Source organism: Kitasatospora sp. NPDC040550 (assembly GCF_055594965.1).
In genome coordinates this window covers 1-17169 of sequence record NZ_JBVIWC010000008.1, presented here as the reverse complement: position 1 = coordinate 17169, position 17169 = coordinate 1, and the positions used below count along the sequence as shown (strand labels likewise).

The following is a 17169-nucleotide window of genomic DNA, read 5'->3' as shown; positions in this document are numbered from 1 at the left end:
AGGTTCGCTGTGCCCGCCACCCCCACCACCGACCCGCTCCAGCGCGAACGCGACCACCTGGCCTCGTCCCGGTCCGCGCTGCGGGCGATGCGCGAGGACGTCCAGTCCCTCGACCTGCGCGACGTGACCGGCACCTGGGTGTCCGCCGTCATCCTGCAGAACCAGATCGAGGCCAGGATCGCCGCCCTGGCCGACCTCTCCGACACCCCGCTGTTCTTCGGCCGCCTCGACTACCTGCACGCGGTCAGCGAGGCGCTGTCCGAGGGCGGCGGCGGGGAGAGCTTCTACATCGGCCGCCGCCACGTCCACGACGCCGACGGCGACCCGATGGTGATCGACTGGCGCGCGCCGGTCTCCCAGCCGTTCTACCGGGCCAGCCGCAAGGACCCGATGGACGTCGAACGCCGCCGCCGCTTCGGCTACACCGGCGGCGAGCTCACCGCCTACGAGGACGAGCACCTCACCGACCCCGCGGAGCAGGAGACCTCCTCCGCCCTGCTCGCGGCCGAGATCGAGAAGCCCCGCGTCGGCCCGATGCGCGACATCGTCGCCACCATCCAGCCCGAGCAGGACGAGATCGTCCGCTCCGACATCACGGGCACCATCTGCGTCCAGGGGGCGCCCGGCACCGGGAAGACCGCGGTCGGCCTGCACCGCGTCGCGTACCTGCTGTACGCCCACCGCGAGCGGCTGGCCCGGACCGGCACCCTGGTGATCGGGCCGAACAACGCCTTCCTCTCCTACATCGAGCAGGTCCTGCCGGCCCTCGGCGAGCTGGAGGTCGCCCAGGCCACCGTGCAGCAGCTGGTCGCCCACGTCGAGGTGCGGGGCGAGGACGACCCGGAGGCGGCCCGGCTCAAGGGCGACGCCCGGATGGCCGAGGTGCTCCGCCGGGCCGTACGGGCGGGCATCACGCTGCCCACCGAGCCCTGCGTGGTGGTCCGCGGCTCCCGCCGCTGGCGCGTCCCGGCGCACGAACTGGTCGAGATCATCGAGGAGTTGAAGGGCCGCGAGGTCCGCTACGGCGCCGCCCGGGACGCCCTGCCGCAGCGCATCGCGCACGCCGTGCTGCTCAAGATGGAGCAGGGCGGCGAGGCCCCGGACGACCGGGTGCAGGACGCGGTGGCCCGCAACACCGCGGTCAAGGCCGTGGTCAAGGAGTGCTGGCCGGCCGTCGACCCGGCCAAGCTGGTGCTGCGGCTGCTCTCCGACCCGCCGTTCCTGGCCGAGTGCGCCGAGGGCGTGCTCACCGCCGAGGAGCAGCGGGCGGTGCTTTGGCCCAAGCCCGGCCGCTCGGTGAGGACCGCCCGTTGGACCCCCGCCGACGCCGTCCTGGTCGACGAGGCGACGGACCTCGTCCAGCGCACGCCCTCGCTCGGGCACGTGGTGCTGGACGAGGCCCAGGACCTCTCCCCGATGCAGTACCGCGCGGTCGGCCGCCGCTGCACCACCGGCTCGGCGACCGTCCTCGGCGACCTCGCCCAGGGCACCACCCCGTGGGCGACGGCGAGCTGGCCGGACGCCCTGCGCCACCTGGGCAAGCCGGAGGCGCACGTGGAGGAGCTGACCAAGGGCTTCCGGGTGCCCGAGGAGGTCATCGCCTACGCCTCCCGGCTGCTGCCCGCGATCGCCCCGGGCCTGGCCCCGGCGACCTCCGTCCGCGACACCCCCGGCGCGCTGGAGATCCGCCCGGTCGACGGCTCGGAGCACGGCCGGGACGAGGCCCTCCTGGCGGCCTGCCGGGAGGCGCTGGCGCACGAGGGCTCGACCGGCCTGATCGCCGCCGACGCCCGGATCCCCCGGCTCGCCGAGCTGCTCACCGCCGCCGGGCTGGCGCACCTCTCCCCCGGCACCGAGACCAGCACCGAGAGCCGGCTGACCCTCGTCCCGGCCTCGCTGGCCAAGGGTCTGGAGTACGACTACGTGGTGCTGGACGAGCCGGCCGCGGTGGTGGCCGGCGAGCCGGACGAGCGGACCGGCCTGCGCCGGCTGTACGTGGCGCTCACCCGTGCCGTCTCAGGCCTCACGGTGCTGCACTCCGAGCCGCTGCCGGAGCAGCTCGGGTGACAGCGCGGAAGTGACGACGCGGAAGTGCCGGAGGGGCCGGCCCCGTTCAGCGGGACCGGCCCCTCGGGCAGGCATTCGGGCAGAGCGGGTTCAGGCGTCGATCATCGCCCGCCACTCGGCGACCTTGGCCGGGTCGACCGGCGTCAGCCAGCCGTCGGCCCGCACCGCACCGCCGACGTGGAAGGCGTCGAAGCCCTCCGCCCGCAGCTCCTTGAGGTGCTCGGCCCGCAGGCCGCCGCCGATCAGGATCCGCTGGGTGTAGCCGGGCTCGCCCGCCCGGGCCAGCTCGGCGGACAGCACCTCCCGGCCGGCGTCCACCCCGGCGGCCGCGCCGGAGGTGAGGAAGGTGTCCAGCCCGGGCAGCGCGCCGACGGCGGCGCGCAGCGCGGCCCGGTCGGCGCTGTGGTCGATCGCCCGGTGGAAGGTCCAGCGGCAGCCGGCGATCGCCCCGGCGACGGCCGTGGTGGCGGCCAGGTCGACGGCGCCCCCGGCGTCCAGGAAGCCGAGCACGAACTCCTCGGCGCCCTCGGCCCGCAGCGCGGCGGCCCGGGCGCACAGCTCGTCGAGGTCGCCGGGGGCGAAGCCGTCCCGGATCCGCAGCATGACGCGCAGCGGGAGGTCGACGGCGGCCCGGATCCGGGCGAAGTCCTCGACGGAGGGGGTGAGTCCGTCGGCGGCCATGTCGGTGACCAGTTCGAGCCGGTCGGCGCCGCCGGACTCGGCTGCCTGGGCGTCCTGGGGCGTCAGCGCGATGACTTCGAAAATTGGTCTAGACATATCAGACAGCCTGCCACATCCCCCCGCCCCCGGCGAGACCCGCACCCCCGTTCCGGTCACGCCGGGGGCGGGGGCCGGTCACGCCGGGGACGGGGCCCGGTCACGCCGGGGGCGGGGGCCCGGTCACACCGGGGGCAGGCCCCGGTCACGCCCGCCCCGGCACCATCCCGAGGGCCGTCCGCCGGCCGAACCGGCGCTCCGCCACCGCCACCAGGACCAGCCCGGCCAGCACCGGCACCGCCATCGGCAGCAGGTGCGAGATCCCGTGGGCCTCCCGCCAGATGTTGAACAGGCTGCCCGGCCCGGTCAGCACCAGCACCGCCAGCCCCACCGCCGTCGGGCCGAGGCGCCCGCGCAACGCGGTGAAGGTCAGCAGCGTCGGGGCGAGGAGCATCACCACGAACCACTGGACGTCCAGCGGGAAGGTCGTGTCGTCCCAGTTCTGCGCCGCCTCCAGCAGCCCGCCCGCGACCGCCGAGGCCAGCACCAGCCCGGCGGTCCGCAGGTTCGGCCGGGGCAGCAGGTCGGTCGGCGCGACGACCAGCAGCAGCGCGGCCACCACGAACGGCAGCGAGGCCATCCCGATGTAGCCGACCCACCAGACGTCGAAGACGCCCGGCTCCCAGGCGGCCCGGCCCAGGTCGTACAGCCCGATGGCGCCGAGGACCAGCGAGGTGGCCCGGACGGCCGTCCACCGCCCCAGCAGCGCCGCCACCCCGAGCAGCAGCGCGGCCACCGGCGGGGCGAACGCCCGGACGTGGTTGCCGAGCGAGTCGTCCCAGGCGAGCCACCTGGTGGTCCGCTCCAGAGTGAGCGCCCAGGGCACCATGACGGCGCCGACCACCGCGCCGGCGATCATCGGCGCCGCCATCGCCAGCAGCCGCCCGGCCGCCGAGGCGCCGGTCAGCCCCAGCCGCACCCGCAGCCCGTACACCGCCAGGCCGAGGACCTCCCGGGCCAGGGCCACCCGGCCGCCCGCCGCCGTGGTGTCGGCGAACACCTCGACCAGTTCCTCACCGCGCTCGCGCCGGTAGCGCGCCGGGTAGAGCCGCAGTGCGGCCCGCAGCACCGCGGAGGGCGCGGGGCCGATCACCGGCATGGTCATGAGAGTCCTCCCCCCGTCGCGGGCCGCTCCCCGGCCCGGCCCGGCAGCATCGACCGGATCCTGGTGAGCCGCCGCTCCGCCTCGGTGGCCACGGCGCGCAGCCGCCCGGCCTCGGCGGCCAGCGCGTCCCGTCCGGCCCCGGTCAGCGCGTAGGTGCGCCGGGCCCGTCCGTCCACCACCTCTTCGGCGGCGACCTCGATCAGACCCTGGCCCAGCAGCCGGTCGAGGGCGCCGTACAGCGTGCCGGTGCGCATCTTGACCCGGCCGTCCGAGATGGCGGCGACCTCCTGGATCAGCGCGTAGCCGTGTCTGGGCTGGTCGGCCAGGGCGGTGAGCAGCAGCAGCGTGGGCTCCTGCATGGAGCGTTCTGTCATACGACTACATATATCGTCAACCTACCTATAGGTCCAGCACCGGCCCGTGCCGATCCGACCCGCCACAATGTGCCCCATGCCGACCGAGGACCTGCTCACCGCCTGGACCGCCCTGCTGCACCGCTGCGGCGCCACCGACGACCCCGAACCGTACGGCCGCGAACTGCTGCGCCGCTGGTCGGACCCGCGCCGCCGGTACCACACCACCGAGCACCTGCGCGCCGTCCTGCACCACGTCGACGCGCTCGCCGGGCACGCCGACGACTCCGACGCCGTCCGGCTCGCCGCCTGGTTCCACGACGCCGTCCACCGCCCCGACCGCACCGAGAACGAGGAGCGCAGCGCCGCCCTCGCCGTCCGCGCGCTGACCGCCGCCGGCCTGCCCGCCGCACGCGTCGCCGAGGTCGAGCGGCTGGTCCTGCTCACCGTCGGCCACGACCCGGCCCCCGGCGACCGCGACGGCGAGGTGCTCTGCGACGCGGACCTCGCCGTCCTCGGCGGCACTCCCGAGGCCTACGCGGCCTACGCGGCCGCCGTCCGGGAGGAGTACGCCTTCGTCCCCGAACCGGACTTCCGCACCGGCCGCGCCGCCGTCCTGCGCCACCTGCTGGCGCTCCCGGCCCTCTACCGCACCCCCGACGCCCGCCGCCGCCTCGCCGCGACCGCCCGCACCAACCTGACCGCCGAGCTCCAGCACCTGGAGGACTAGGTCGGACCCGCCCTACGGCGGGTCCGACAATTCCCGCCCTAAGGCGCCAACTCCCCCACCGGCGCCACCACGGCCCCCTGCTTGCCGCACACCCAGTGCGGCTCCGGGCCCAACTCGGGCTCCACGCCGAGCGCGTGCGGGTCCCCGTCGGATGCGCAGGAGGTGCACAGCGGCCACCGGCCGTACGCCTCCAGCAGCGCGTCCTGGACGTCCTGGGCAACCAGCCCGAGCACGTACTCGGTGCCGTCCGGCCACTGCTCCAGCCACCAGCGGCGGTGGGTGACGGCCTGTTCCACCAGCGAGACGACGGCGGCGTCCGCCACGTCCCGCGCGGTGAGGTCGGCCAGGATCAGGGCCCGGGCGTTGTGCAGGGCGGTCTCGATGTCGTCGGAAGCCATCCGTCCATTCTCCGTGGCCCGCCCATGGGTTCAAAACGGGCCCGGGGCCGGAACGCCCCGGGGCCGAAGCGCGGCCCGGGGCCGAAGCGCGGCCCGGGGCCGAAGCGCGGCCCGGGGCCGGAACGCCGCGTGGGCGGCCCCCCGAAGGGAACCGCCCACGCGGACGAGGATCAGCCGATCCGATCGGAGTCCGATCAGGATCAGAAGTCCATGTCACCGCCCGGCATGCCGCCGCCGGCGGCCGCGGCGGCCTTCTCCGGCTTGTCGGCGATGACGGCCTCGGTGGTGAGGAACAGCGCCGCGATGGAGGCGGCGTTCTGCAGCGCGGAGCGGGTGACCTTGGCCGGGTCGATGATGCCCGCGGCGACCAGGTCGACGTACTCGTTGGTGGCGGCGTTCAGGCCGTGACCGGCGGGGAGGTTGCGCACCTTCTCCACCACGACGCCACCCTCCAGGCCGGCGTTGGTCGCGATCTGCTTGATCGGGGCCTCCAGCGCGACCTTGACGATGTTGGCACCGGTGGCCTCGTCGCCGTCCAGCTCCAGCTTGTCGAAGGCGACACCGGCCTGCAGCAGCGCGACGCCACCACCGGCGACGATGCCCTCCTCGACGGCGGCCTTGGCGTTGCGGACGGCGTCCTCGATGCGGTGCTTGCGCTCCTTGAGCTCCACCTCGGTGGCCGCGCCGGCCTTGATGACGGCCACGCCGCCGGCCAGCTTGGCGAGGCGCTCCTGGAGCTTCTCGCGGTCGTAGTCCGAGTCGCTGTTCTCGATCTCGGCGCGGATCTGGTTCACGCGGCCGGCGACCTGGTCGCTGTCGCCGCCACCGTCGACGATGGTGGTCTCGTCCTTGGTGATGACCACCTTGCGGGCGGTGCCCAGCAGGTCGATGCCGGCGTTCTCCAGCTTGAGGCCGACCTCCTCGGAGATCACGGTGCCACCGGTGAGGATGGCGATGTCGCCGAGCATGGCCTTGCGGCGGTCGCCGAAGCCCGGGGCCTTGACGGCGACGGACTTGAAGGTGCCGCGGATCTTGTTCACGACCAGGGTCGACAGGGCCTCGCCCTCGACGTCCTCGGCGATGATGACGAGCGGCTTGCCGCTCTGCATGACCTTCTCCAGCAGCGGGAGCAGGTCCTTGACCGAGCCGATCTTGGAGTTGGCGATGAGGATGTACGGGTCCTCGAACGTCGCCTCCATGCGCTCCAGGTCGGTGGCGAAGTAGGCGGAGATGTAGCCCTTGTCGAAGCGCATGCCCTCGGTGAGCTCGAGCTCCAGACCGAAGGTGTTGCTCTCCTCGACGGTGATGACGCCTTCCTTGCCGACCTTGTCCATGGCCTCGGCGATGAGCTCGCCGATCTGGGTGTCGGCGGCGGAGATGGAGGCGGTGGAGGCGATCTGCTCCTTGGTCTCCACGTCCTTGGCCTGGGCCAGCAGCTGGTCCGAGACGGCGGCGACGGCCTTCTCGATGCCGCGCTTGAGGGCCATCGGGTTGGCGCCGGCGGCGACGTTGCGCAGACCCTCGCGAACCAGGGCCTGGGCGAGCACGGTGGCGGTGGTGGTGCCGTCACCCGCGACGTCGTCCGTCTTCTTGGCGACCTCCTTGACGAGCTCCGCGCCGATCTTCTCGTAGGGGTCCTCGAGCTCGATCTCCTTGGCGATGGAGACACCGTCGTTGGTGATCGTGGGGGCGCCCCACTTCTTCTCCAGCACGACGTTGCGACCCTTGGGGCCGAGCGTGACCTTCACTGCGTCGGCGAGCTGGTTCATGCCACGCTCAAGGCCGCGGCGAGCTTCCTCATCAAAGGCGATGATCTTGGCCATCAGAAGTGGTCCTCCGGGACACGGTCGACTGCTCGGACCAAGGGGTGCCCGCGACGGACGGCCCTGGTGCGCGGAGGTCCATTCCCCTACCGCTCCCGGGGGCCTCACCGACCCGGTCCGCTGTCACTCTCACACTGTGAGTGCTAACGCCAATGATTAGCACTCCGGGTGGTCGAGTGCAAGCCCAATGGCCGACCCGCGAGCCGCCGTCCACCCCCGGACGGTCCGGCGCGGGAACGCGAACGGGCCCGTACGACGCGTGTCGTACGGGCCCGCCGAGAAGCGAGTGGTCACCAGCCGTGGGCCGCGCCGAGCTCCTGGGTGCCGGAAGAGGTCAGACCGCCGCGCGGACCATGTCCGCCTGCGGGCCCTTCTGTCCCTGGGAGATCTCGAACTCGACCCGCTGGCCCTCCTCGAGGGTGCGGTAGCCGTCCATCTGGATCGCGCTGTAGTGGACGAAGACGTCCGCACCACCGTCGACCGCGATGAAGCCGTAGCCCTTCTCCGCGTTGAACCACTTGACGGTGCCCTGAGCCATTCCGAACTCCCCTAGTGCTGTGCTGGCCCTTCACGGGCCAGCAGGTCGCGGGCCCGGGTCTGGTTTGAAGGCCGGCCCGGGGAACCCCCCCTGAGCGCAGCCGTGCACGCCGCAATCGTCCGCACGGGGGCGCCGGACGGCTTCCGTGAGCGGTTGATTACGTCGACCGCCGCTGAATGTATCCGGATCGACGCCCTCTGCAACAGGGTCAGCCGCCGGGAATTCCGCAGCCCCGTCAAGAGACAAGAGCGAACAAACCGGGAGGAAATCGGCAATTAGCGCCGGACATAGCGGACGAATTACTCAAATGCCTGCAGGAATTCTGACATCTGCCTGACATGTTTCACGGACCCGGCCCCGGGCCGGTCTCAGCGTCCGGACGAGCTCCGGTGAAGCGCCCACTGCCGGAAGGGGAAGCTCTGTTCCCAGCAGAGCCACACTCTACTCCGACTCTGACCGAAAATATTCCCGCCGAAATGCCGGCGGCCGCCCGCACGCACGGAGAGTGGAATTCCGTACGCGCGGACGGCCGGGAAGCGGCGGGAACGGCTCAGCAGCCGCCGGCCACCGCCGGAATGATCGAAACGCTCGCACCGTCCGCGATCCCGGTCGCCAGACCCTCGGCGAACCGCACGTCGTCGTCGTTCACGTACACGTTGACGAAGCGGCGCAGCTTGCCGGTGTCGTCCAGGATCCGGGCCGCGATGCCCGCGTGGTTCCGCTCCAGGTCGGCGATGACATCGCCCAGGGTGGCCCCCTCGGCGATCACCTCGGCCGCGCCGCCGGTGTAGGTGCGCAGGATGGTGGGGATGCGGACGTTGGCGCTCATGACTCTCCTAGCGGGGTGGGGGGGTGGATCAGGCGGACGCGAGGCCGGCGGCGTGGAAGGAGTCCAGCGTCGGGCGGATGACGGCGGTCATGCCCGCCTCGGAGACGGCGTCCAGGGTCTTGAGGCCGTCCCCGGTGTTGATCGCGACGGTCTCCTTGGCCGGGTCCAGCCGGCCGGTCTCCACGAGCTTCTTCAACACACCGATGGTCACCCCGCCCGCGGTCTCGGCGAAGATCCCCTCGGTCCGGGCCAGCAGCCGGATCGCCGCCACCACCTCCGCGTCCGTGACGTCCTCCACCGCACCGCCGGTCCGGCGGGCGATGTCCAGCACGTACGGACCGTCCGCCGGGTTGCCGATCGCCAGCGACTTGGCGATGGTGTCCGGCTTCACCGGCCGGATCACGTCCCGGCCGGCCTTGAACGCCGCCGAGACCGGCGAGCAGCCCTCCGCCTGGGCGCCGAAGATCCGGTACGGCCGGTCCTCCACCAGACCCAGCTTGATCAGCTCCTGCAGACCCTTGTCGATCTTCGTCAGCTGCGAACCCGAGGCGATCGGGATGACGATCTGCTCCGGCAGCCGCCAGCCGAGCTGCTCGCAGATCTCGTAGGCCAGCGTCTTGGAGCCCTCGCCGTAGTACGGCCGCAGGTTGACGTTGACGAAACCCCAGCCCTCGCCGGCCGGGTCCCCGATCAGCTCCGAGCAGAACCGGTTCACGTCGTCGTAGTTGCCCTCGATGCCGACCAGCTCACCGCCGTACACCCCGGCCATCACGACCTTGCCCTGCTCCAGGTCGTGCGGGATGAACACGCAGGATCGGAACCCGGCCCGGGCCGCGGCCGCGCCCACCGCACCGGCCAGGTTGCCGGTCGAGGAGCAGGACAGCGTGGTGTAGCCGAACGCCCGGGCCGCCTCGATCGCGCAGGCCACCACCCGGTCCTTGAACGAGTGCGTCGGGTTGCCCGAGTCGTCCTTGACGTGCAGCTGGGCGGTGAACCCGAGCTCCCGGCCCAGGTTGTCCGCCTTCACCAGCGGGGTCCAGCCGGGGTTCAGGTTGGGCTTCGAGGCGACATCGGCCGGCACCGGCAGCAGCGGCGCGTACCGCCAGATGGACGCGGGGCCGGACTCGATCCGCTTGCGCAGCTCCTCGGCGCGCTCGCTGCCGAACTCGTAGGCGATCTCCAGCGGCCCGAAGCACTCCACACAGGCGAAGCTGGGGCCGAGCGGGAAGCGGGTCCCGCACTCCCGACAGGACAGGGCGGCGGCGGGGCCGAGGTCGACGGAAACGGGTGCGACAGTGTCGATAGCCATGATGGCGGAGGCCTCTCTCCTCATCTTCCCCGCGGCGCGGTCGCGCCACAGGCCGGAATTGGCACCTGTCCCGCCGGGGCCTGTCGACGACAGCCGAGCGAGAAGGTTGCCGGGACGTCAACGGGCCGTTCCCTCAGTCCCTCTGGATGAGCTTGTGAAATTGTGGTGGTGCGCAGCGGCGACCCCGGCGTGCAAAGGTCCGACCGCTGTACGAAGACTGTATCCGAAGGCGTCAACCCTGAACGGGACCGTCCGCCAAGCGAGATGACCCGTCCCACCCGATCCCGCCGAGGAGAGTCACCGTGCCCGCCGAACCGACCCACGCCCTCCTCCCGCAGGCGGCGTCCTGGCTCCGCCGCCGCTCGTGGAGCGCGGCCGAGCGGCCGGTCGACGCCCTCCTCGCCGCCAAACGGCGCACCGGCCGGACGGTCAGCGTCGTCCTCCCCGCCCTCGACGAGGAAGCCACCGTCGGCGACATCGTCCGCACCGTCCGGCGCGAGCTCATGGACCGGATCCCGCTCGTCGACGAACTCGTCGTGGTCGACTCCGGCTCCACCGACGCCACCGCCGCCGTCGCCGCCGAGGCCGGCGCCCGGGTGGAACACCGCGACCGGATCCTCCCCCGGCTGCCCGCCGTCCCCGGCAAGGGCGAGGTGCTCTGGCGCTCGCTGCTGGTCACCCGCGGCGACATCGTCTGCTTCATCGACGCCGACCTGCGCGAGTTCGACCCGGCCTTCGTCTCCGGCATCGTCGGCCCGCTGCTCACCGACCCCGACATCCACCTGGTCAAGGCCATGTACGACCGCCCCCTGGAAGTGGCGATCAGCGGCTCCGCCGCGGGGGACCCCGGCGCGATCGTCCCCACCGGCGGCGGCCGGGTCACCGAACTCGTCGCCCGCCCCCTGCTCAACCTCCACTGGCCCGAACTCGCCGGCTTCGTCCAGCCCCTCGGCGGCGAGTACGCGGCCCGCCGCTCACTGCTCGAACGACTGCCCTTCCCCACCGGCTACGGCGTCGAGCTCGGCCTCCTGGTCGACGCCCTCGACCTGGTCGGCCTCGACGCCCTGGCCCAGGTCGACGTCGGCGTCCGGCACCATCGCCACCAGGACGGCCAGGCCCTCGGCCGGATGGCCGCCACCATCTACCGCACCGCCCTGGAACGCCTCGACCGCTCCCACCGCCTCAAGGCCTCCGCCGACCTCGTCCACCCCCACCTCACCCAGTTCACCCGCGACCCGCACACCCGCGCCTTCACCGCCCACACCCACCCCGTGACGGCCCTGGAACGCCCCCCGATGCACACCGTCCCGGAATACGCCACCCGCCGCTGACGGGTTTGCCACCGGGACCCCCCGGCAACATCCCAACCATGGGCGATCTCACGACCGAACGTTCGAGTGCGACCGGAACCGCCCCCGTCCTGGTGGCCTCCAACCGTGGACCGGTGTCCTTCGGCACCGCCGACGACGGCACGCTGACCCTGCGCCGCGGCGGCGGGGGGCTGGTCTCCGGCCTGTCCGCGATCGACGACCCCACCGCCGTCTGGGTCTGCGCCGCCCTGGGCGACGCCGACCGCAGAGCAGCCGGGGAGGCCCCCGACGGCCGCCTCGACCTCGCCGGGCACGACGTCGGCGGACAGGCCGTACGGATGCTCGACATCGACCCGGAGACCTTCGCCCGCGCCTACAACGGCGTCGCCAACTCCACCCTCTGGTTCGTCCACCACCTGCTCTACGCGACCCCCACCGCGCCCTCCTTCGACGCCGACTTCCGCACCGAATGGGCCGCCTACCAGGCGTACAACGCGGCGTTCGCCACCGCCCTCGCCGCCGAGGCCGCCCCGGGAGCCGCCGTCCTGGTCCAGGACTACCACCTCTCCCTCACCCCGGCGCTGCTCCGCCAAGCCCGCCCCGACCTGCGGATCGGCCACTTCTCCCACACCCCGTGGGCCCCGCCCGAGTACTACCGGCTGCTCCCGGACGACGTCGCCCGGGCCGTCCTGACCGGCATCCTCGGCGCCGACCGGGCCGGCTTCCTCACCGAACGCTGGGCCCGCGCCTTCGCCGCCTGCTGCGAGGACCTCCTCGGCGCCGTCTTCGACCCGGCCGCCCTCACCGTCACCCACGAGGGCCGCACCACCCAGCTGGGCGTGCACGCCCTCGGCGCCGACGCCGACTTCCTGCGCGAACGCGCCCACCGCCCCGACGTCGACGAGCGCCTCGCCGCCCTCCGCACCGCCGTCGGCGACCGCCGCACGATCGTCCGGGTCGACCGCACCGAGCTGAGCAAGAACATCGTCCGCGGCCTCCAGGCCTACCGGCACCTGCTCCGCACCCGGCCCGAGTGGCACGACCGGGTGGTCCACATCGCCTTCGCCTACCCGTCCCGCACCGACCTCGCCGAGTACCGCGACTACACGGCCGCGGTCCAGGAACTCGCCGAGGCCGTCAACGCCGAGTTCGCCACCCCCACCTGGCAACCGCTGATCCTGCACGTCAACGACGACTTCCCGCGTTCCCTGGCCGCCTACCGGCTCGCCGACGTGGCCCTCGTCAACCCGATCCGGGACGGCATGAACCTGGTCGCCAAGGAGGTCCCGGTGGTCTCCGACCACGGCTGCGCCCTCGTCCTCTCCCGCGAGGCCGGCGCCCACGCCGAACTCGGCGACGACGCCCTCACCGTCAACCCGTACGACGTCATCGCCACCGCCGAGGCCCTGCACACCGGCCTCACCATGAGCCCCGAGGAACGCGCCGACCGCACCAAGCGCCTCGCCGCCGCCGCCACCGCGCTCCCCCCGCAGCAGTGGTTCCTCGACCAGCTCAACGCCCTCTGAGGGCCTCCCCCAGAGCCTCCAACAGCTCCACCACCCCCTCGGGCCCGTCGACCACCACATCCGCCAGGTCGGCGAGCTCCCGCACCGGCGCGTCCCCCACCGCGCCGGCGCACACCAACAACCCCGCCAGCCCCGCCCCCCGCAACTCCTCCACCGCCCGGAACGCCGCCACGTCCCCCAGGTCGTCCCCCGCGTACAGCACCGACCGCGCCCCGCGCTCCCGCAGGAACCCCGTCAGCGCCGCCCCCTTGTCCACCCCCGGCGGCCGCAGCTCCAGCACCAACCGCCCGGGCTCCACCACCAGCCCGTACTCCCCCGCCAACTCCGCCACCGGGCCGCGCAACGACTCCAGCACCCGCTCCGGCTCCGCCGTCCGCCGCGTGTGCACCGCCACCGAGCGCCCCTTGTCCTCCACCCACGTCCCCTCGGGCGCCCCCACCCGCTCCAACACCCCCGGCAACGCGCCCCGCACCCCCGCCACCCCCGGATGCACCGCCGGCGCCGAGAGCTCCCCCGCCTCCCACCGCTCGGCCCCGTAGTGCCCCAGCACCACCAGCCCCGGCACCCCGGCGAACCCCCCGTACTCCGCCGCCACCCCCGCCGGCCGCCCGGTCACCACCACGACGGCCCCCACCACCGCCGCCAACCCCCGCAACGCCCCCACCACCCCCGGATGCGCCCGCGCCCGCGAGGGATCCGCCACGATCGGCGCCAACGTCCCGTCGAAGTCCAGAGCGACCACCGCATCACCGGGCGCCGCCAGAATCGCCCGCAACCCGTCCCGCCCGGCCTCGGTCGCCGGCTTCACCATCTCGTCAAGACCCATACCGACACCCATACCCCACCCCCGCCCCCGCACCCCCAGCACAAACCCACCCCCACCGACCCACCCACCCTCCCGAAAGCCCACCCCCACACCAAAGCCCCGCGCAGCGGCCCCCTTCACCGAGCCCCGCGCCGCCCCTCCCGCACCCGCCGCAACCGATTCACCAGCACCGGCGCGAACGCCAGCGCCTCCTCCCGGTCCAACAACCCGTTCAGCACCTGGTAGTACCGCGTGGAGGAGAGCCCCAGCTCCTCCCGGATCGCCCGCTCCTTGGCCCCGGCCGTCCGCCACTGCCGCCCCTCCAGCGCCAGCACCGCCCGGTCCCGCTCACTCAGTTCACCCGGCTCGCCCACCACGCACCACCTCCGCACAGCCCCCGACGGACCTACGAAGTGTCATTCTCGGACGCACCCCCGACACACTCTGCCCCCCACCCCGGCGCCCCCGCCCGGCTAGCGTCACCCCCATGACCAGCTTCGCCGTCCACATCCCCAGCGCCGACCTCGACCCCGAGCCGCTCGACCCGTCCCAGATCGTCTCCGGCACCCCCGAGGTCACCGGAAAGGTCCTCGCCGAGTCCCCCGACGGCCGCCAGCTGCGCGGCATCTGGCAGATCACCCCGGGCGTGGTCACCGACGTCGAGGCCGACGAGATGTTCGTGGTGCTGAGCGGCCGGGCCACCATCGAGGTCGAGGGCGGCCCGACCCTGTCCGTCGGCCCCGGCGACTGCGCCGTCCTGCGCGAGGGCGACCGCACCACCTGGACGGTCCACGAGACCCTCCGCAAGGCCTACGCGATCACGCTCCCCTGACCCCGGAGGCCCCCCGCCCCGGGGGGCCTCACTGCTTCCGGACCCGGCCCGCTTCCTTCATCGCCGCGTCCTGCAACCCCTGCAGCACCTGCTTCGGGTCCCCGGTCACCGCCTGCCCGATCCCCGTCTTGATCCGGTTGCTGACCTCACCCCAGGCCGGGTCCCCGAACGGGTAGAAGCTGGCGTTGGTCAGCCCCACCGCGAACTGCTTGAGGTCCTCGTGCCTGGGGTCCGAGGACATCTGGTTGAAGGCGTCCTGGGTCACCGGCAGCAGGTTGTACTGCTCGTCGAACTTGAGCTGGTAGTCCTTGGTGTAGACGAAGGACAGGAACTTCTTGATCTCGTTCTTGTGCCCGTTGGCCTTGAACGCCATCATCCAGTCCGCGACGCCGAGGCTCCCGGTCCGCCCCACGCCGTCCTTCTTCGGGATGGCCGCCGTCCCGAAGTCGATCTTCCCGGCGGACGCCATCCGCAGCAGGGTCGGGTGCCCGTTGAGCATCGCGACCTTCCCGGAGGCGAAGTCCTGGAACACCGGCGTGCGGTTCATCTTGCCCGGGTCCGGGTACGTCAGCCCGGTGCCGACCAAGTTGCTCTTGAGCCAGTTGAAGGTCGCCTGGTTCTGGTCGCTGTCGATGGTGTAGTTGCCGACGTCGTCCGAGAGCGAGCCGCCCCCGCTCAGCGTCCACAGCATCGACTCGGCCGGCGCCTCCTCGGGCCCCAGCGGCAGCCCGTACGGGGTCACCCCGGGGACCTTGGCCTTGATCTTCTCGGCCGCGGCCCGCAGCTCGTTCCAGGTGGTCGGCGGCTGGGTGATCCCGGCCTGCTTGAAGATCGCCTTGTTGTAGAAGAGCACCCGCGAGGAGGAGACGAAGGGGATCCCGTACTGGGTCCCCAGCACCTGTCCGGCGTGCGAGAAGTTGTCCATGAACTTGGCCTGGGTGTCCATCGAGAGGACGTCCGCGGCCGCGTACAGCCGGTCCGCCGCGACCTGCTCGGCGAAGCCGCCGGTCTGCAGCAGGTCGGGCGACTTCCCGGCCGCGATCATGTCGTCGACCTTCTTGCCGATGTCGGTCCAGCTGTCCACCTCGACCTGGACCTTGATGCCGGGGTTGGCCGCCTCGAAGGCCTTGGAGACCTCGTCCCAGTAGTGCTTGGAACTGGTCTCGGCGTTCTCCCCGTAGTCCGCGGCGACCAGTTTGAGCGTGACCGGCCCGTCGCCCTGCCCGCTGCACGCGCTGACCGTGGTGAGCACCAGTGCTCCGGCCAACGCCGTACCGAGCACACGGAGGGAAACGTGGGCGCGCCTGTCCAACGCGGGTACCGCCTTCAAAAAGAACTGCAGCCGGACGAGGGAATCCGGCAGGGGGGAGCGCCACACTCCCAAACCGCTCGCACACTGGTCCACACCACTCGCCCTCACCCGTCGAGTAGTTACCGAAGTGCCCTGGTTCATTGCACGATGCGCAACAACAGGCGAACGGAGGCCCTCGGCCGGACTCCGGGGCACAAAGCCCCGCACACCGCCGCAGCCGAGACAAAGCTCACCCAGTATGGACCAGACCAATCCGACAACTGGACTAGACCTCTTCGACCCGACCAAGGGAAACTGTCCTCCGTGAAGCACGTCATCGCACTCGATGTAGGCGGCACCGGCATGAAGGCCGCGCTGCTCGCCCAGGACGGCTCCGTGCTGTTCGAAGCACGCCGACCGACCGGGCGGGAACACGGCACCGACGCCGTCGTCGCCGCCATCCTCGGCTTCGCCGCCGACCTCGCCGACGAAGGCCGCGCCCGCTTCGGGCACGCCCCGCTGGCGGCCGGCGTGGCCGTGCCCGGCACGATCGACGAGAAGAACGGGATCGCGGTCTTCTCCGCCAACCTCGGCTGGCGCGACCTCCCGCTGCGCACGCTGCTCAGCGAGCGCCTCGGCGGCCTGCCGGTGGCCCTCGGCCACGACGTGCGCTCCGGCGGCCTCGCCGAGGGCCGGCTCGGAGCCGGCCGCGGCGTCGACCGCTTCCTGTTCATCGCTCTCGGCACCGGCATCGCCGGCGCCATCGGCATCGACGGCCGGATCGAGGCCGGCGCGCACGGCTACGGCGGCGAGATCGGCCACGTCGTGGTCCGCCCCGGCGGCCCGCAGTGCGGCTGCGGCGCCCGCGGCTGCCTGGAGACGCTGGCCTCCGCCTCGGCCGTCTCCCGCGCCTGGGCCGAGGCCAGCGGCGACCCCGACGCCGACGCGGCATCCTGCGCCGCCGCGGTGGACGCCGGGGACGACCGCGCCCGCGCCGTCTGGCAGGACGCGGTCGACGCCCTCGCCGACGGCATCGTGCTGGCGCAGAGCCTGCTCGACCCGTCCACGGTGATCGTCGGCGGCGGGCTGGCCGAGGCCGGCGACACGCTCTTCACCCCGCTTCGCGCGGCGGTCACCGAGCGCCTGACCTTCCAGATGCCCCCGAAGGTCGTACCCGCCATGCTCAAAGACACCGCCGCATCCCTGGGCGCCGGCCTGCTCGCCTGGGACCTGCTCTCGATGGAGGTGACCGCGTGACCACCGCGGACCGTGACCGTACTGCCCTGTCCGGCGCCCGGCTCGTCCTGCCCGGCGGTGTCGTCGACGGCGGCCGGCTGGCCGTGGAGGGCGACCGGATCGCCGCCCTCACCGACGGCACGAACGGCGGGGAGCCCCGGCCCGGCGACCTCGACCTGACCGGCCACACCGTCGTCCCCGGCTTCGTGGACCTGCACGTCCACGGCGGCGGCGGCGCCT

Annotated in this window: 17 protein-coding genes, 1 pseudogene and 1 riboswitch; of the genes and pseudogenes, 7 read left to right on the top strand and 11 right to left on the bottom strand. The window is 72.8% G+C overall.

Annotated features, from left to right (window positions below; translation table 11 throughout):
• Positions 1-9: 9 nt before the first annotated feature.
• Positions 10-2067 (top strand): HelD family protein, encoded by a 2058-nt coding sequence (locus tag ACZ58X_RS13940; RefSeq protein WP_470333887.1) that lies wholly within the window; start codon positions 10-12, stop codon positions 2065-2067.
• 90 nt (positions 2068-2157) lie between these two features.
• Here the strand turns inward: ACZ58X_RS13940 and ACZ58X_RS13935 are convergent, their stop codons facing one another.
• From ACZ58X_RS13935 to ACZ58X_RS13925, 3 genes are all read right to left on the bottom strand, one after another.
• Positions 2158-2844, bottom strand: coding sequence for a copper homeostasis protein CutC (locus ACZ58X_RS13935; RefSeq protein WP_470333886.1), 687 nt, complete (start codon positions 2842-2844; stop codon positions 2158-2160).
• A 145-nt stretch (positions 2845-2989) separates the two neighbouring features.
• The gene (locus ACZ58X_RS13930) at positions 2990-3949 is read right to left on the bottom strand and encodes a hypothetical protein (RefSeq protein WP_470333885.1); all 960 of its coding nucleotides are present in this window, start codon (positions 3947-3949) and stop codon (positions 2990-2992) included.
• The gene (locus ACZ58X_RS13925) at positions 3946-4323 is read right to left on the bottom strand and encodes a PadR family transcriptional regulator (protein ID WP_470333884.1); all 378 of its coding nucleotides are present in this window, start codon (positions 4321-4323) and stop codon (positions 3946-3948) included. The genes ACZ58X_RS13930 and ACZ58X_RS13925 overlap by 4 nt, the downstream gene beginning before the upstream one ends.
• A 76-nt stretch (positions 4324-4399) precedes the next feature.
• On the opposite strand from ACZ58X_RS13925, the gene ACZ58X_RS13920 reads away from it, so the two are divergent.
• Positions 4400-5032: an HD domain-containing protein gene (locus ACZ58X_RS13920; RefSeq protein ID WP_470333883.1), complete on the top strand. Its 633-nt coding sequence runs from the start codon at positions 4400-4402 to the stop codon at positions 5030-5032.
• Between the two features lie 38 nt (positions 5033-5070).
• On the opposite strand, the gene ACZ58X_RS13915 is transcribed toward ACZ58X_RS13920, so the two are convergent.
• From ACZ58X_RS13915 to thrC, 5 genes are all read right to left on the bottom strand, one after another.
• The gene (locus ACZ58X_RS13915) at positions 5071-5430 is read right to left on the bottom strand and encodes a hypothetical protein (protein WP_470333882.1); all 360 of its coding nucleotides are present in this window, start codon (positions 5428-5430) and stop codon (positions 5071-5073) included.
• Positions 5431-5630: 200 nt separating this feature from the next.
• A complete protein-coding gene (groL, locus tag ACZ58X_RS13910; RefSeq protein WP_350504926.1) occupies positions 5631-7253 on the bottom strand; it encodes a chaperonin GroEL in 1623 nt (540 codons plus the stop codon).
• 334 nt (positions 7254-7587) lie between these two features.
• Positions 7588-7791, bottom strand: a complete 204-nt coding sequence (locus ACZ58X_RS13905) for a cold-shock protein (RefSeq protein WP_030289665.1) — start codon at positions 7789-7791, stop codon at positions 7588-7590.
• Positions 7792-8341: 550 nt separating this feature from the next.
• On the bottom strand, positions 8342-8620 hold the full coding sequence (locus ACZ58X_RS13900) for a MoaD/ThiS family protein (RefSeq protein ID WP_470333881.1): 279 nt from the start codon (positions 8618-8620) through the stop codon (positions 8342-8344).
• Positions 8621-8648: 28 nt separating this feature from the next.
• On the bottom strand, positions 8649-9929 hold the full coding sequence (gene thrC / locus ACZ58X_RS13895; protein WP_470333880.1) for a threonine synthase: 1281 nt from the start codon (positions 9927-9929) through the stop codon (positions 8649-8651).
• A 17-nt stretch (positions 9930-9946) separates the two neighbouring features.
• Positions 9947-10082: riboswitch (SAM riboswitch) on the bottom strand.
• 149 nt (positions 10083-10231) lie between these two features.
• On the opposite strand from thrC, the gene ACZ58X_RS13890 reads away from it, so the two are divergent.
• Both ACZ58X_RS13890 and ACZ58X_RS13885 read left to right on the top strand, forming a co-directional pair.
• Positions 10232-11260 carry a glucosyl-3-phosphoglycerate synthase gene (locus tag ACZ58X_RS13890; RefSeq protein ID WP_470333879.1) on the top strand — a complete coding sequence of 343 codons (1029 nt, stop codon included), beginning with the start codon at positions 10232-10234 and terminating at the stop codon, positions 11258-11260.
• Between the two features lie 38 nt (positions 11261-11298).
• The gene (locus tag ACZ58X_RS13885; protein WP_470333878.1) at positions 11299-12765 is read left to right on the top strand and encodes an alpha,alpha-trehalose-phosphate synthase (UDP-forming); all 1467 of its coding nucleotides are present in this window, start codon (positions 11299-11301) and stop codon (positions 12763-12765) included.
• Here ACZ58X_RS13885 and otsB read toward each other — a convergent pair.
• Complete coding sequence (gene otsB, locus ACZ58X_RS13880; RefSeq protein WP_470333877.1) at positions 12752-13591, bottom strand: trehalose-phosphatase; 840 nt, start codon at positions 13589-13591, stop codon at positions 12752-12754. The two genes, ACZ58X_RS13885 and otsB, sit on opposite strands and share 14 nt — an antisense overlap.
• A 116-nt stretch (positions 13592-13707) precedes the next feature.
• On the bottom strand, positions 13708-13944 hold the full coding sequence (locus ACZ58X_RS13875; protein WP_470333876.1) for a DUF3263 domain-containing protein: 237 nt from the start codon (positions 13942-13944) through the stop codon (positions 13708-13710).
• 113 nt (positions 13945-14057) lie between these two features.
• On the opposite strand from ACZ58X_RS13875, the gene ACZ58X_RS13870 reads away from it, so the two are divergent.
• Entirely contained in the window at positions 14058-14402 is a 345-nt protein-coding gene (locus ACZ58X_RS13870; RefSeq protein WP_470333875.1) for a cupin domain-containing protein, read from the top strand.
• 28 nt (positions 14403-14430) lie between these two features.
• On the opposite strand, the gene ACZ58X_RS13865 is transcribed toward ACZ58X_RS13870, so the two are convergent.
• A complete protein-coding gene (locus ACZ58X_RS13865) occupies positions 14431-15669 on the bottom strand; it encodes an extracellular solute-binding protein (protein WP_470333874.1) in 1239 nt (412 codons plus the stop codon).
• A 348-nt stretch (positions 15670-16017) separates the two neighbouring features.
• Between ACZ58X_RS13865 and ACZ58X_RS13860 the strand changes: the two genes are divergently transcribed.
• Both ACZ58X_RS13860 and ACZ58X_RS13855 read left to right on the top strand, forming a co-directional pair.
• Positions 16018-16950 carry an ROK family protein gene (locus tag ACZ58X_RS13860; RefSeq protein WP_470333873.1) on the top strand — a complete coding sequence of 311 codons (933 nt, stop codon included), beginning with the start codon at positions 16018-16020 and terminating at the stop codon, positions 16948-16950.
• Positions 16947-17169 (top strand): annotated as a pseudogene (locus ACZ58X_RS13855) (N-acetylglucosamine-6-phosphate deacetylase); the annotation flags it as partial. The gene ACZ58X_RS13860 and the pseudogene ACZ58X_RS13855, both read left to right, overlap by 4 nt.